We start from the raw sequence: 14115 nt of genomic DNA, 5'->3' as shown, positions 1-14115 counted from the left end.
CATGATCGACAAGGACGTCCCACAGATCGGACGCTGGAGCGAATGGCGCGAGCGCATCGACGCGGCGCAGGATGCTGATCGTGATGCGCTGCTGCACGAGCGTGCGCAATGGACGCGCCGGGCCACGATCACGATGATCGACAAGGCGAAAGCCGGTCACATCGGCGGGGACTTCTCCGTCACCGACATCCTCACCGTGCTCTTCAACCACGTGCTGCGCATCGATCCCGGCAACCCCGACTGGGCCGAGCGGGACCGCTTCATCCTCAGCAAGGGGCACTGTGCTGCGGCCCTGTACTCGACTCTCGCCTGGTGCGGCTTCTTCTCGCCGGACGAGCTGGAGACGTTCATGGCACCGCTGTCCGCACTCAACGGTCACCCGAACCGCCGCAAGGTCCCGGGCGTCGAGACCAACACCGGCCCGCTCGGGCACGGCCTTCCCGTCGGCGTCGGGGCGGCGATCGCCGCGCGTCTGGCGAACGGCCCGGAGCGCGTGTTCGTCGTCCTCGGCGACGGCGAGATGCAGGAGGGCAGCAACTGGGAGGCGCTGATGTCGGCGGCTCACTACCAGCTGGACAACCTCTTCATCACGATCGACCGCAACCGGCTGCAGCAGGGCGCGCGCACTGAGGACACGAACGGTCTGGACCCGCTCCCCGAGAAGCTGGCCGCCTTCGGGTGGGAGGTCCGGGAGGTCGACGGGCATGACTACGGCGCGCTGATCGAGGCGTACCAGCCGTCGACATCCGGCAAGCCGGTGGCAGTCGTTGCGAACACCATCAAGGGCAAAGGCGTGTCCTTCATCGAGGACCGCGTCGAGTGGCACCACAAGGTGCCCACGGCAGAGCAGGTTGAACTGGCACTGAAGGAGCTGTCATGAGCGTGGACACGCCCAATCCCGGCAACTACGACAACCGCACGGCGTTCGCGGAAGAACTGATCGCGCTGGCCGAGAACGACGAACGCATCGTCGCGGTGTGCAACGACTCGGTCGGTTCGAGCAACCTCACCGGGTTCCGCGAGCGCTTTCCGGAGCGGCTGATCAACGTGGGCATCGCCGAGCAGAACATGGTCGGCGTCGGCGCTGGACTCGCCGACCGCGGACTGATCCCCTTCGTGTGCGCCGCCGGCCCGTTCCTGACCGGACGCGCCCTCGAGCAGGTCAAGGCGGATGTGGCGTACAGCGGCCACAACGTCATCCTGTGCGGGATGAGCCCGGGCATGGCGTACGGCGAGCTCGGCCCGACGCACCACTCGGTCGAGGACTTCTCGTGGCTGCGCGCGCTGCCGGGACTCGACATCGTCGTGCCGGCCGACCGCGAGCAGACCCGTCGTGCCGTCCGTGACGCCGTCGCCGACCCGCGCCCGACCTACATCCGCGTCGGCCGGCACAAGGTTCCGGATGTGACGCAGGAGAGCACTCCCTGGGAGCGCGGACGGATGCAGGTGCTCCGCGAGGGCAACGACCTGACGCTCATCGGCACGGGCACGCTCGTGTCGCGCGCTCTGCAGGCGGCCGACATGCTCGCCGCGGACGGTGTGAGCGTGCGGGTGCTCAACGCGTCGTGGATCGCCCCATTCGATGAGGACGCGGTGGTGCGCGCCGCGACCGAGACCGGCGGCATCGTCGTCGCCGAAGAGGCGAACGTCGCGGGCGGACTGGGTGCCGCCGTGGCGTCGGTCGTCGCGCAGCTCCCCGCGAGCCGTGCGCGCGTGCGCCTGCTGGGCCTGCGGGACTTCGCGCCCACCGGCAGCACCGACTTCCTGCTCGAGCACTTCGGGCTGACGGCGCAGGGATACGTCGACGCCGCCCGCGAGGTGCTGGGCCATGCCTGAGATCGTCACACCGGGACCGGTCACCATCGCGGTGGATCAGGGGACCAGTGCGACGAAGGCTCTCATCGTCGACGGTGAGGGCGCCGTCGTCGCACGGGCGAGCGCATCGCTCACCCAGACGCATCCGCAGCCGGGATGGGTCGAGCAGGATCCGGAGGCCCTCCTCGACAGCGTCCGCTCGACCGTGCACACGCTGCTCCGGGACTTCGACGGTCAGGTCGCCGGGATCGGGTTCAGCACGCAACGGGAGTCGGCCGTCGCGTGGGACGCCGAGACGGGGCGTGCACTGTCGCCAGTGCTGGGCTGGCAGGACCGCCGCACCGTCGACAGGGCACGCTCTCTCGACGCGGCCGCCGGACGCGTCCGCGAGATCAGCGGGCTGCCCCTCGATCCGATGTTCTCGGCGCTGAAGTTCTCGTGGATCCTGGACGAGATCGACCCCGACCGTTCGCGGGCGAAGGCCGGCCGGATCGCGCTCGGCACCGTGGACTCGTGGCTGCTGTGGAACCTCGTCGGCGAACACCGCATCGAGCTCGGCAACGCGAGCCGCACGCAACTGGTGGACCTGACGAGCGGGGACTGGAGCGACGAGCTGCTCGATCTGTTCGACATTCCGCGTGCCTGCCTGCCGGTGCTGACCGCTTCGGACGCCCCCGCCGAGCGCGACGTGTTCGACGCGGTGCCGCTGCGCGCCGTGCTCGGCGACTCGCACGCCGCGCTCTACGGACACGGCGTGCGTGCGCCGGGCGACGTCAAGGTCACCTACGGCACCGGCTCCTCGGTGATGGGGCTGACGGATGCCGTCGTCGCAGGGCCCGGCCTGGTCGGGACGATCGCCTGGAGCACGGCACGCAGCATCGCGCGCGCCTTCGAAGGGAACATCCTCGCCACCGGCGCCACCGTGCTCTGGCTGTCACAGCTGCTGGCATCCACTCCGGACGAGCTGGACGCGCTGGCGCGCACCGTGCCCGACTCAGGGGGAGTCGACGTCGTCCCCGCCTTCGCGGGGCTCGGCGCTCCGTGGTGGGACGAGAGCGCGGTCGGAATCCTGTCCGGCCTGCAGCTCGGCACCACCCGGGCGCACCTCGCCAGGGCGGCGTTCGAGTCGATCGCGCTGCAGATCGAGGACGTGCTGACGGCGGCGGAAGCGGAAGTCGGCGCTCCGCTGGCGACGGTGCTCGCCGACGGCGGACCCAGCCGCAACCCGTGGCTGATGCAGCTGCAGGCCGACATCTCCGGGCGCACGGTTTCGCGCCACAATGGCGCGGATCTGTCCGCCCTGGGAGCGGCCCGCCTCGCCGCGGTGACCGCAGGCATCGCCGACGACTCGGTCGCCTCGCCGGAGGACCACACCGAGTTCGTCCCGGATGAGGCGTTCGACGCTCGCGGTCGACGCCGGCGCTGGAGCGAGGCGCTGCACCGCTCGCGCACCACCCCAGAACCCGCTCACCGCTGAGTAACCCGATCCACGCAAAGGAGCCTTCATGACCAGGAACACCTCAACCCTTGACCTCTACGCCGGGCACTTCGATGGCCGCACGGTCGTCGTCACCGGCGGCGCACGAGGGATCGGGCTCGGCATCGCTCGTGCTTTCGCCTCCGCCGGGGCGAGTGTGGTCATCGCCGACCTCAGCCCCGACGTGCTGACGGCGGCCGAGGCGGCCCGCGCGGAGGGCCTGGACGTGCAGGGGGTGCAGGTCGACGTCACCGATGAGCACGCCGTGCGCGCGATGTTCCAGCACCTCGCTGGGCGCTGGGATCACCTCGACGCGCTGGTGAACAACGCGGGCATCATCCGCATCAACGACCTCGAGCACACCTCGGTCGCGGACTTCAACGCCGTCATCTCCGTCAACACCACTGCCGCCTTCATCGCGTCCCGGGAGGCACTCCCGCTGCTGCGCAAGCGCGGCGGGACCATCCTCAACGCCGCCTCGGGGCAGGCACGGCAGGGCTTCATCTACACGCCGGCCTACGCCGCGAGCAAGTTCGGCATCGTCGGCATGAGTCAGTCGCTGGCGAAGGAGCTCGCGCGGGACGACATCCGCGTGAACTGCTACTGCCCCGGCATCGTGCGCACCGAGATGTGGGAGTACAACGACCGCGAGTGGGGAAGCCGGCTCGGCGACTACAAGCCCGGTGAACTCATCCAGGAGTGGATCGACGACATTCCGCTCGGCCGGCCGGCCGAGAGCGACGACGTCGCCGCGCTGGTGCTGTTCCTCGCCTCGGATGCGGCGCGCTACATCACAGGACAGGCCGTCAACATCGACGGCGGCATGTTCATGAACTGACCCGACCCCCTCTCGAACCGATGGAGTTTCCATGAGTACGACACCTTCCACATCGCCCAGCGCGACCGCGCTGATACGCGGCGCCGGGTCCTCTCCCACCGCGCAGGGCAGCGCGGTCTCGCGCCTCCTCTCCGGCTCCGGCGGCGCGCTGCTCGGATTCATCCTGCTGTTCGCCGTCTTCTCGGTGACGACGCCGAGGTTCTTCTCGGTGAACAACCTGATCAACGTCCTCGACCAGGTGACGGTCATCGGTGTGCTGGCGATCGGTGCGACCGCCGTCATCATCACCGGCGGCATCGACCTCTCGGTCGGTTCGGTGCTCGCGCTGAGCACGATGGTGCTCGGCTGGCTCTCGCACGACGGCGGGATGCCGATGATCGTCGCCATGGTGGCCGCGGTGCTGGTCGGGGCGCTGGCCGGCCTGCTGAACGGGCTGGGCGTGACGATCGCCGGGCTGCCACCCTTCATCGCGACATTGGCGATGATGTCCATCGCGCGGGGACTCGCGAATCTGCTGACCGACGGTCAGCAGATCGTGGGATACCCGGAGTGGTTCTACTCCCTGGCATCCACCCGCTACCTCGGGTTCCTGTCGGTGACCGCGATCATCTTCATCCTGCTCGCCGTGGCGGCGGCGGTCGTGCTCAAGTACCGCCCCTCCGGCCGCAAGATCTACGCGATCGGCGGCAGCGCCGAGGTGGCGCGTCTTGCCGGCATCAAGGTGCGCTCCGTCACGACCTGGGTGTACGTGATGGCGGGCGCGCTCGCCGGGGTGGGGGCGATCATCCTCGCCTCCCGCCTGGACTCGTCGCAGCCCAGCGCCGGCACCGGCTACGAGCTCGACGTGATCGCCGCCGTGGTGATCGGCGGTGCCAGCCTCACCGGCGGCACGGGGCGGATCTCGGGAACCGTCATCGGCGTGCTGATCATCGGGGTGCTGCGCAACGGCCTGAACCTGCTCGGCGTCTCGCCGTTCCTCCAGCAGATCGTGATCGGCATCGTCATCGCCGTCGCGGTGACCATCGACGTGCTTCGCCGCCGTCGCGCGAACTGACGACCTCTCCCGTCCAGAGCCGGGCGGGAGGCCAAGAGAAAGGTAAGCATCACAATGTTCCGAATCAGAAGGTTCGCCGCGGCGTCCGCGGCGATCGTGGCAGCGACTGTCGCCCTGTCCGGGTGCGCCATCACGCAGGCTGTCGACGAGGGCCAGGGTGGCGACGAGATGGTCATCGGCCTGGCCGTCGCCAACCAGCAGGCCGACTTCTTCAACCAGATCCGTCAGTCGGTCGAGGCACGTGCCGAAGAGCTCGGCGACGTCAAGGTGATCGTCGCGGATGCCAAGGGCGACGCCGACACGCAGGTGAGCCAGATCCAGGACTTCATCACGCAGGACGTCGACGCCATCATCTACATCCCCGCCGGCGCCACCGCCGCGACCGTCCCGGTCCGCAACGCGAAGTCCGCAGGCATCCCGGTCGTGACGGTCGACCGCAACCCTGAGGGCGAGCCGGGCGACACGTTCATCGCCACCGACTCCGTCACGGCGGCGCGCGAACTGGCCCAGTGGGTAGGCGAGAAGACCGGCGGAACCGGCCGCATCGGCGTGATCCAGGGCCAGATCGGGACGACCCCCGAACTCGACCGCGACAAGGGCTTCAAGGAGGGCCTTGCGGAGTTCCCGGACCTGATCGAGGTCGCCCGCCAGGCCTCCAACATGTGGGCGCAGGACGAGGGCTTCGACATCGCCACGGACATGCTGCAGGCGCACCCGGAGATCACCGTCTTCTTCGGCCGGGCGGACGCTCTCGCCCTCGGCGCCGCCAGCGCCGCTCGGACGGCCGGCCGCGACGACATCCTCATCGTCGGCTTCGACGGTGACGTCGCCGGCCTCGAGGCGGTCCGCGACGGCGTGCTCGACGCCACCGTCACCCAGCCGACGCAGGCCATGGGCGCGCTCGCCCTGGACTCCGCGATCAAGCTGGCCGACGGCGAGGAGCTCCCCGCGGAGCAGCTCCAGGAGGGCGTCCTCACGACGGCCGAGAACGTCGAGCCCTTCATCGAGAATCACCCGTGATCCGTCGGGGCCCGCAGCGACGCTGCGGGCCCCGAAGGTCGCCCTGTCCAAGGAGGTACAGATGAACCGCGAGAACACCGCCGGGCTGGTCGTCCGGGGCGCGCGCAAGGTCTATCCCGGCACGGTCGCCCTCGACGGCGTCGACCTCGAGGTGCGACCGGGGGAGCTGGTCGCTCTTCTCGGCGAGAACGGAGCCGGCAAATCGACGCTGTCCAGCATCATCGCGGGCGTCACCCGCGCCACCGAGGTGGAGATGACCTGGAAGGGCGCGCCGTACGCACCGGCCGATCCGCGGGACGCGATCGCGCAGGGCATCGGCCTCATCCACCAGGAGATGCGTCTGCTGCCTGACCTCACCGTGGCGGAGAACGTGGCGGTCGGACGCTGGCCGATGTCGCGCGGACTGCTCGACGCGCGCCGCATGCGCCGTCAGGCCATGGAGCAGCTGGAACGGCTCGGCTTCACCGGCCGCCCCGACCAGCTCGTGTCCGAGCTCAGCGTCGCCGGACAGCAGCAGGTGGAGATCGCCAAGGCGCTGATGCTGGACGCGAACCTTCTGATCCTCGATGAGCCCACCGCCGCCCTGGGCGCGGCCGAGACCGACGCCCTGTTCGCGACGGTTCAGCAGCTCAAGCGCGAGGGGATGAGCTTCATCTACGTCAGCCACCGGCTGAGCGAGATCCGGCGCATCGCGGACCGGATCGTGGTGCTGCGGGACGGCGCGAAGGTCGCCGAGCACGAGCGTGGCGACATCGACCCGGACCAGCTCGTCAGCGAGATGGTCGGTCGCTCCGTCGAGCGGCTGTTCCCCGACATCCCCGTGCCGGATCCGTCGGTCGGGCCGGTGCTCGAGGTCGAGGCGCTCACCAGCCGCCGGGGCCATTTCACCGATGTGTCCTTCGACGTCCGCCCGGGTGAGGTTCTCGGCGTCGCCGGCATCGTCGGGGCCGGGCGCACCGAGATCGTCCGCGCGGTCGCCTCGGCCGACCCCCTGGTCGACGGCACCGTCCGGGTGGCAGGGGTAGCGGTCGACCGGCGCCACCCGTCGGATGCCATCGACGCCGGCGTCGTGCTGATCCCGGAGGATCGCAAGCATCAGGGCCTGGTCCTCGAGCACTCCATCGCGGAGAACATCGCGCTTCCCAACCTGCGCGAGGTGGCGAAGGGCGGCTGGATCACGAACCGTTCCGTCCAGGAGCTCGCCCGCACCGTGGGACAGCGGCTCGGCGTGAAGGGGCGCTCCCAGGACCCCGCCTCTTCGATGTCCGGCGGGAACCAGCAGAAGGTGGTCATCGGGAAGTGGCTGCAGCAGAACCCGCGCGTGATCATCCTCGATGAACCCACGCGCGGCATCGACGTCGGTGCGCGCGCGGCGATCTACGAGGTCATCGCCGACATGGCGCGCGCAGGCGCTGCCGTGGTGGTGGTGAGTTCCGACCTCGACGAGGTCCTCGGACTCGCGCACCGTGTCATGGTCATCGCGGAAGGTCGCGTCCGGGGGATCCTCGCGCGTGACGAAGCGACGCCGGAGCGCGTCATGGGTCTGGCGGCGGCGGCCTGAACGGCCGACGGCGTCACGGCAGTGAGGAGTTGAGATGAGCGTGGACTTCGGCCTTCGGGACCGAGTCGCCTTCGTGACCGGCGGGGCCAGCGGCATCGGCCGGGCCATCGCGGTCGGGATCGCGGAGCAAGGCGGAGCGGTCGGCCTGTTCGACCGCCCCGGCGCCGCGTTCGAGGAGGCGGCCGCGGCGGTGTCCGCCGTGGGCGGCCAGGCGATCGCCCTGGAGGGGGACGTCACGGACAAGGGCTCGCTCGACGCGGCCATCGCGCGCCTCGAGGACGCCTTCGGCCCGGCGACCCTCGCCGTCAACGCCGCCGGGATCGCCAACGCCGCTCCCGCGGAGGAGATGAGCCTCGACCAATGGTCGACCCTCTACGAGATCGACGTGACCGGCGTGTTCCTGAGCTGCCAGGCGGAAGCTCAGAGCATGCTCTCCGGGGGCCGCACTGGATCGATCGTGAACATCGCGTCGATGTCCGGCACGATCGTCAACCGGGGGCTGACGCAGGCGCACTACAACTCCGCGAAGGCGGCCGTGGTCCATCTGTCGCGATCGCTCGCGGTCGAGTGGGCGGAACGGGGCATCCGCGTGAACTCGCTCAGCCCGGGATACACCGCGACCCCGATGAACACGCGGCCCGAGATGGTGGACCGGATGCGGATGTTCGCCGAGCAGGTGCCGATGCAGCGCATCGCCGAACCTCACGAGATGGCGGGTCCGGCGGTGTTCCTGCTGTCCGACGCGGCGAGCTACATCACCGGCATCGACCTGCTCGCGGACGGCGGACATTGCGCCTGGTAGCGGCTACGGGCGCGAGCGGGCGCGGCACTAACGTGGGGACCATGACACGACAGCCCAGGAAGGCAGGCAGCCGGCATGACGTCGAGCGGCTGAGGCTGCTGGCCAAAGTGGCGCGGATGTACTACGAACAGGGCATCCGTCAGCCGCAGATCGCCGCCACCCTGGGGATGTCCCAGTCGAGGGTCTCGAGATCGCTCAAGGAGGCCGGAAGGCTCGGAATCGTGAGGACCATCGTGGTCCCTCCCTCCGGGGTGTACGGCGACGTCGAGGACGCACTGAGAGACCGGTTCGGGCTCCGGGATGTCGTGGTCGCCGACGCCCCCGACGAGAGCGAAGCGGCGATCCTCCGCGCGCTGGGCGCCGCCGGCGCGGGCTACCTGGAGAGCACGCTCACGGGCGAGGACCGGATCGGGATCAGTTCGTGGTCGTCGACGCTGCTCGCCACGGCGGAGGCGATGACCCCGAGCACCGTGCGCACAGCGGTCGAGGTCGTCCAGATCATCGGCGGAGTGGGCAAGCCGAGCGTTCAGGTCAGGGCGACGCAGCTCGCCGAGCAGTTCGCCCGGGTGACCGGAGCGACGCCCCGATTCCTCGCCGCCCCCGGGGTGGTCACGAGCCGCGCGCTCCGAGACGCGCTCCTCGCCGATCCGTTCATCGCGGAGCTGGCGCGTTCCTGGGCGGGCCTGTCGGTGGCGCTGGTCGGGATCGGGAGCGTCGAACCGTCGCCCCTGCTGCGCGAATCCGGCAACGCCCTCGCCGAACCCGATCTGGCCGCGCTGAGGGAGCTGGGCGGTGTGGGCGATGTCTGCCTGCACTTCTACGATGAGAACGGCGCGGCGCTCGGCTCGGCGCTCGACGAACGCATCGTCGGCATCTCCGCCGACGCGCTTCGCGCGGTCCCGCGGGTGATCGGCATCGCAGGCGGGCCACGTAAGCTGAAAGCGATTCGCGGAGCCGTTCTCGGCGGCTGGATCAACACGCTGATCACGGACCTGGCCACAGCCAGAGCGCTGCTCGCGGACGACGACCCGGCCCCTGCCGAGGTGCGATGACCCGCCGAGCGCGCGATGACAGAAACCACCCACAAGGAGTTCCCTCGATGACCGACACCCTCTCGATCGCCTTCCTCAAGGCGGGCTGGCACAGTGACATCGTCGACCAGGCGCTGGTCGGCTTCACGGAGGAGCTGCGGGACTCCGGGGTGAGCCACGACCTGACCGTGATCGACGTGCCCGGCGCGTTCGAACTCCCGCTCCAGGCGAAGCGCCTGGCAGCCACGGGACGGTTCGACGCCATCGTCGCGGCGGCCCTGGTCGTGGACGGGGGGATCTACCGCCATGATTTCGTGGCGCAGGCGGTGGTCGACGGCCTGATGCGGGTCCAGCTCGACACCGAAGTGCCGGTGTTCTCCGTGAGCCTCACGCCCCACCACTTCCAGGACACCGACGAGCACGTCGGCTTCTTCACCGCGCACTTCGTGAAGAAGGGCAGGGAGGCGGCGCGCGCCGTTCAGACCATCGCGGCCCTCGGCGATCCTCGCTAACGCGCCCACGCCGCAGCCGCCGCTCCCGCTCCCAGCCCGGGCAGAGCGCCGCGTCCTAGACTCGGCTGTATGGCCCAGCGGAACACCTGGCAGCGGGAACGCGTGCGCGATGCGCTCGCCGACGCCCGCGGTTTCGTGAGCGCGCAGACTCTGCACGCGACGCTCCGCGAGGCGAACACCGGCATCGGGCTGGCGACGGTCTACCGCGCGCTGGCCGGCCTCGCGGCCGCCGGCGACGCCGACTCGCTGCAGAGCCCTGAGGGGGAGGCCCTCTACCGCGCCTGCACGACGCAGGGACACCACCACCACCTGATCTGCCGTTCCTGCGGGCTGACCGTCGAGATCGAGGCCAAGGACGTCGAGCAGTGGGCGCATCGCACCGCCGCGCTGCACGGCTTCCGCGACGCCGAGCACGTGGTCGACATCTTCGGGCTGTGCGCAGCCTGCTCCAACCGCCGCGACAGCGAGGCGGCCGGGTGAACGCTGTGGTCACGGCACCGCCCCGGCATCCGGTCCGCCGCGTCAGCGCGCCGGCCGCCGCCGGGATCGGGGCGGCGATCGTCGCGATCCTGGTCGCGATCGACGTGTTCGCCCCGGCGCTGTTCCCCGCCGCGCTGCCCACGCGTGCGCAGGACGGCCTGACACTCACCCTCAGCGTGCTGATCGAGGCGCTGCCCTGGGTGATCCTCGGTGTCGTGTTGTCGATCGTCGTGCAGGTCTGGCTGCCGTCGGATGCCGTGCAGCGCTGGCTTCCCCGCAACGCGTGGGGCCGCCGCGCGGTGCTGTCGGCCCTGGGCATGTTCATCCCGGTCTGCGAGTGCGGCAACGTGCCGTTCGCCCGAGGACTGATGATGCGCGGCCTGGGACCGTCGGACGCGCTCACCTTCCTCATCGCCGCGCCGATCGTGAACCCCATCGTCATCCTCACCACCCACGCCGCGTTCGGGTGGGACGGCGGCATCCTCGTCGCCCGACTGGTCGGCGGCTACCTCATCGCGAACCTGATCGGCTGGATCTACAGCCGCCGCGCCGACCAGCAGGACATGCTCACCGACCGGTTCGTGGCGACGTGCGCGCACGTGGCGCACGAGCCCGGCACTCCGGTGCGGCGCAGCCTGACGCAGTTCCTCATCGAGTTGCGCGCGGTCATGCCGGCGCTCGTGATCGGCTCCGCCCTCGCCGGGGCGGTGCAGGTGCTCGTCCCGCGCGACGTGTTGGTCGCCATCGGGTCGAACCCGCTGCTCTCCATCGTGGCCATGGTCGCCCTGGCCATGACGGTCGCGATCTGCTCCAACGTCGACGCGTTCTTCGCGCTGTCGTTCGCAGCGACCTTCTCGTCTGGCGCGATCATCGCGTTCCTGCTGGTCGGCCCGCTGGTCGACGTGAAGATGCTGGCACTGCTGCGCACCACGTTCACCGGCCGCACCCTCGCCGGCATCGTCGGCGTGGTGGTGCTCGCCGCCTGCGCCATCGGGCTGGGGGTGAACGTCTTTGGCTGATCAGCTCGCCTACCAGCGCCGCCGCGCCCTCGCCTCCCGCTGGCTGGGGGTCGGGCTCGCGACCGTGGTCGCCGTCGTCACGCTGGGACTCGGCGTGACCGGACGTCTCACCCTGTACGTGAGCCCCGAGACGGTGTGGTTCGCGTGCGCCGCGGCCGCGCTCACCGTGGCCGTCGCGGTGTGGTCCTGCACGCTGCCGCTCGGCGCCGAGGACGACCACGGCCATGAGCACGCGCACGCCCCTGTGCACGGAACGGATGCCGTGGCATCCCGCCGCCGCACCGCCGCCGCGGCCGCGACGGTCTCCGGTGGCGTGATCGCCTCGGGCGTGGTGCTCGCCGGTCTCGTGCTGCCGCCGGCATCGCTCTCGGCGGAACTGGCCATGTCGCGGGCGGGCGAGACCGCCGCGCTGTTCGCCGGCGCCGAGGACGTCTCGCTCGGCGTCGCCGACACGACCACCTTCGGCGTCGGGGAGTGGTCGACCGTGTTCGCCACCGCCACGCGGCCAGAGACCTACGACGGCGCCCCGGTCACCCTCACCGGCTTCGTCACTCCCTCGGATGCCGGACGGCTGAACCTCACGCGGATGGTGATCACCCACTGCGTGATCGACGCGCAGCCGGCATCCGTTCCGGTGGACACCACGGGCGATGTCGGCGCCTACGACACCGGCCAGTGGATCGAGGTGGCCGGCACGGTGCGCGTCGACGAGGGGGGCGGCCTGCGCATCGAGCCGACGTCGGTGAAGAAGATCGCCGAGCCGAAGGATCCGTATGAGCACTGACGGATCCGAGCGGCCGCTGACCCGCGCGGAACTGCGGGCGCTGCGTGCCGCCGAGCAGCAGGCGCAGCAGAGGCAGACGCCCGACGACCTGGCCCCGGTGCGGGCGTCCGATGTCGAGGTGTCCGTGGCGGAGGCGGAGGAGGACGCGACGCTCATCCCGGAGGACGCGCCCGCCGAGCCCGTCCCGGCACCCGTGGAGGAGAAGCCCGCGCCCGAGCACGCCGCGCCCGAGCACGCCGCGCCCGAGCACGCCGCGCCCGAGCACGCCGCGCCCGAGCAGGAGGCGCCGCGCGACGCGGGACGCCCGGACACCGCTCGCGCGCACCCGGCTACCGCTGCCCCTGCCGGCACCCGCCCGTCCCGCCGGTTCCCCCTCGCCCTCGTCGGGGTGCTGGCCGTCCTGGCGTTGTTCGTCACCGTGCTCGGCATCGTCAGCGTCACCCAGGGTCCGCGCCTCAGCCAGGTGCAGGTCGACCCCGCGCAGGCGATCCAGAGCTCGGGGAGCCGCGTCATCCTCACGGCGAACCAGAGCCTCGCCGCCATCGACCCGAAGCAGGTGACCGTCGAACCCGCGGTGCCGTTCACCGTCGACGCGGCCGGCCGCAACGTCGGCATCCGCTTCACCGTCCCGCTCGACGACGCGACGAAGTACACCGTGCGGGTCGGCGGCGCGACCTCCGTCGGGGGCGGACCGGCATCCGACCTGACAACGTCGTTCACCACTCCGGCCTCGCGCATCCTGCTGCTGCAGCGGGGGGAGGGCGACGACCGCATCTTCAGCACCGATCTGTCCGGCGAGAAGGCGGTCGCGGTGTTCTCGCATCCGCGCATCAGCGACTACCGCGCCACCGGCGATCGGCTCGTCGTGGCCGTCGAGGAGGAGGACGGGTCGCGCCTCATCGTCATGGACAGGGACGGCGGCGATCAGCGCGATCTGAAGCTGCCCGGCGACGGCTACGTCTCCGCGGTCCAGGTCTCCGACCGCGGCGGGCTGGTCGGCTACAGCTACTCCGACCGCGAGCTGACCGAGAGTTCGGGACGCGCCAGCGTGCTCGTCACACAGCCGCTCAGCGGCGCCGGCGACCCGCGCATCGTGGAGGTCGGCGGCGCGGAGGCGAGCGTCGCCGACTGGCAGTTCGTGCCCGACTCCTCGTCGCTGTTGTTCATCGACTTCAACGGCGCCCTCGGCGTGGAGGACCCCACCAGCGACGCGGGCGTGCAGGCGATGGGCAACGCCGCCAGCATCCTCGGGATCAGTCGCGGCACCTACACCGCCATCGTGGAGCGCACCGACGCCAGCGTGGTCGAACTGAACCTTACCGACGGCTCGGAGGCGCCGCTTCCGGCATCCGAACCGGACTACGGCGATGCGACCAACATCGAGCCGTTCCCCGGCGGCACCCTCCGCCACGTGGTCCAGCGCGACGCCGGCGGGATGCCGACCGGGCAGGCCGTCGTGAAGGTGGACGAGAAGGGCGCGGCGACCCTGATCACCGAGGTGAGCGGCACCGACGCCATCATCCAGGCGTGCGTCTCGCCGAGCGGCCAGTACGCCGCCGTCACGGTCGCCCCGGATCTGCCCGGCAACGCCTACGACGACCTGCTGCTGCCCCTGCCCACGACACTGCACACCCGTCTGATCGCCCTGGACTCCGACCAGAAGCTGCCCATCCTCAGCGGGTTCGACATCTCCTGGTGCCGGCTGGCGCCGCAGCCCTGACC

General features: G+C 70.6%; 14 protein-coding genes. All 14 read left to right on the top strand.

The genetic code is table 11. The features are described from left to right. The first annotated feature begins 1 nt into the window (after position 1). Entirely contained in the window at positions 2-880 is an 879-nt protein-coding gene (locus RIF65_RS13090) for a transketolase (RefSeq protein ID WP_309066063.1), read from the top strand. Continuing rightward, entirely contained in the window at positions 877-1836 is a 960-nt protein-coding gene (locus RIF65_RS13085; protein ID WP_309066064.1) for a transketolase family protein, read from the top strand. Before RIF65_RS13090 ends, RIF65_RS13085 begins: the two co-directional genes overlap by 4 nt. After that, a complete protein-coding gene (locus RIF65_RS13080; protein ID WP_309066065.1) occupies positions 1829-3292 on the top strand; it encodes an FGGY-family carbohydrate kinase in 1464 nt (487 codons plus the stop codon). Before RIF65_RS13085 ends, RIF65_RS13080 begins: the two co-directional genes overlap by 8 nt. A 28-nt stretch (positions 3293-3320) precedes the next feature. Then, entirely contained in the window at positions 3321-4130 is an 810-nt protein-coding gene (locus RIF65_RS13075) for an SDR family NAD(P)-dependent oxidoreductase (protein WP_309066066.1), read from the top strand. Between the two features lie 31 nt (positions 4131-4161). Then, the gene (locus tag RIF65_RS13070; RefSeq protein WP_309066067.1) at positions 4162-5184 is read left to right on the top strand and encodes an ABC transporter permease; all 1023 of its coding nucleotides are present in this window, start codon (positions 4162-4164) and stop codon (positions 5182-5184) included. A 54-nt stretch (positions 5185-5238) separates the two neighbouring features. Beyond that, a complete protein-coding gene (locus RIF65_RS13065) occupies positions 5239-6204 on the top strand; it encodes a substrate-binding domain-containing protein (protein ID WP_309066068.1) in 966 nt (321 codons plus the stop codon). Between the two features lie 61 nt (positions 6205-6265). Beyond that, positions 6266-7765 (top strand): sugar ABC transporter ATP-binding protein, encoded by a 1500-nt coding sequence (locus RIF65_RS13060; RefSeq protein WP_309066069.1) that lies wholly within the window; start codon positions 6266-6268, stop codon positions 7763-7765. A gap of 34 nt (positions 7766-7799) precedes the next feature. Next, a complete protein-coding gene (locus RIF65_RS13055; RefSeq protein ID WP_309066070.1) occupies positions 7800-8567 on the top strand; it encodes an SDR family oxidoreductase in 768 nt (255 codons plus the stop codon). A gap of 41 nt (positions 8568-8608) precedes the next feature. Continuing rightward, on the top strand, positions 8609-9619 hold the full coding sequence (locus tag RIF65_RS13050; protein ID WP_309066071.1) for a sugar-binding transcriptional regulator: 1011 nt from the start codon (positions 8609-8611) through the stop codon (positions 9617-9619). A 47-nt stretch (positions 9620-9666) separates the two neighbouring features. Continuing rightward, a complete protein-coding gene (locus tag RIF65_RS13045) occupies positions 9667-10110 on the top strand; it encodes a 6,7-dimethyl-8-ribityllumazine synthase (protein WP_309066072.1) in 444 nt (147 codons plus the stop codon). 69 nt (positions 10111-10179) lie between these two features. Continuing rightward, positions 10180-10590, top strand: coding sequence for a Fur family transcriptional regulator (locus RIF65_RS13040; protein ID WP_309066073.1), 411 nt, complete (start codon positions 10180-10182; stop codon positions 10588-10590). Between the two features lie 5 nt (positions 10591-10595). After that, positions 10596-11609, top strand: coding sequence for a permease (locus RIF65_RS13035; RefSeq protein WP_309066104.1), 1014 nt, complete (start codon positions 10596-10598; stop codon positions 11607-11609). Next, positions 11602-12393, top strand: coding sequence for a TIGR03943 family putative permease subunit (locus RIF65_RS13030; protein ID WP_309066074.1), 792 nt, complete (start codon positions 11602-11604; stop codon positions 12391-12393). The genes RIF65_RS13035 and RIF65_RS13030 overlap by 8 nt, the downstream gene beginning before the upstream one ends. Next, positions 12383-14113, top strand: coding sequence for a hypothetical protein (locus RIF65_RS13025; RefSeq protein WP_309066075.1), 1731 nt, complete (start codon positions 12383-12385; stop codon positions 14111-14113). Before RIF65_RS13030 ends, RIF65_RS13025 begins: the two co-directional genes overlap by 11 nt. Positions 14114-14115: the final 2 nt, after the last annotated feature.

The sequence above is a fragment of the Microbacterium sp. genome, assembly GCF_031180975.1.
Taxonomy (GTDB): domain Bacteria; phylum Actinomycetota; class Actinomycetes; order Actinomycetales; family Microbacteriaceae; genus Microbacterium.
Note: the sequence above shows the minus strand (reverse complement) of the source record. Positions and strands in the feature narration are given on the sequence as shown.

Excerpts from the sequence above, each read along its gene's own strand:
- RIF65_RS13090 (WP_309066063.1), top strand. The coding sequence starts at position 2 with ATGATCGACAAGGACGTCCCACAGATCGGACGCTGGAGCGAATGGCGC.
- RIF65_RS13085 (WP_309066064.1), top strand. The coding sequence starts at position 877 with ATGAGCGTGGACACGCCCAATCCCGGCAACTACGACAACCGCACGGCG.
- RIF65_RS13080 (WP_309066065.1), top strand. The coding sequence starts at position 1,829 with ATGCCTGAGATCGTCACACCGGGACCGGTCACCATCGCGGTGGATCAG.
- RIF65_RS13075 (WP_309066066.1), top strand. The coding sequence starts at position 3,321 with ATGACCAGGAACACCTCAACCCTTGACCTCTACGCCGGGCACTTCGAT.
- RIF65_RS13070 (WP_309066067.1), top strand. The coding sequence starts at position 4,162 with ATGAGTACGACACCTTCCACATCGCCCAGCGCGACCGCGCTGATACGC.
- RIF65_RS13065 (WP_309066068.1), top strand. The coding sequence starts at position 5,239 with ATGTTCCGAATCAGAAGGTTCGCCGCGGCGTCCGCGGCGATCGTGGCA.
- RIF65_RS13060 (WP_309066069.1), top strand. The coding sequence starts at position 6,266 with ATGAACCGCGAGAACACCGCCGGGCTGGTCGTCCGGGGCGCGCGCAAG.
- RIF65_RS13055 (WP_309066070.1), top strand. The coding sequence starts at position 7,800 with ATGAGCGTGGACTTCGGCCTTCGGGACCGAGTCGCCTTCGTGACCGGC.
- RIF65_RS13050 (WP_309066071.1), top strand. The coding sequence starts at position 8,609 with ATGACACGACAGCCCAGGAAGGCAGGCAGCCGGCATGACGTCGAGCGG.
- RIF65_RS13045 (WP_309066072.1), top strand. The coding sequence starts at position 9,667 with ATGACCGACACCCTCTCGATCGCCTTCCTCAAGGCGGGCTGGCACAGT.
- RIF65_RS13040 (WP_309066073.1), top strand. The coding sequence starts at position 10,180 with ATGGCCCAGCGGAACACCTGGCAGCGGGAACGCGTGCGCGATGCGCTC.
- RIF65_RS13025 (WP_309066075.1), top strand. The coding sequence starts at position 12,383 with ATGAGCACTGACGGATCCGAGCGGCCGCTGACCCGCGCGGAACTGCGG.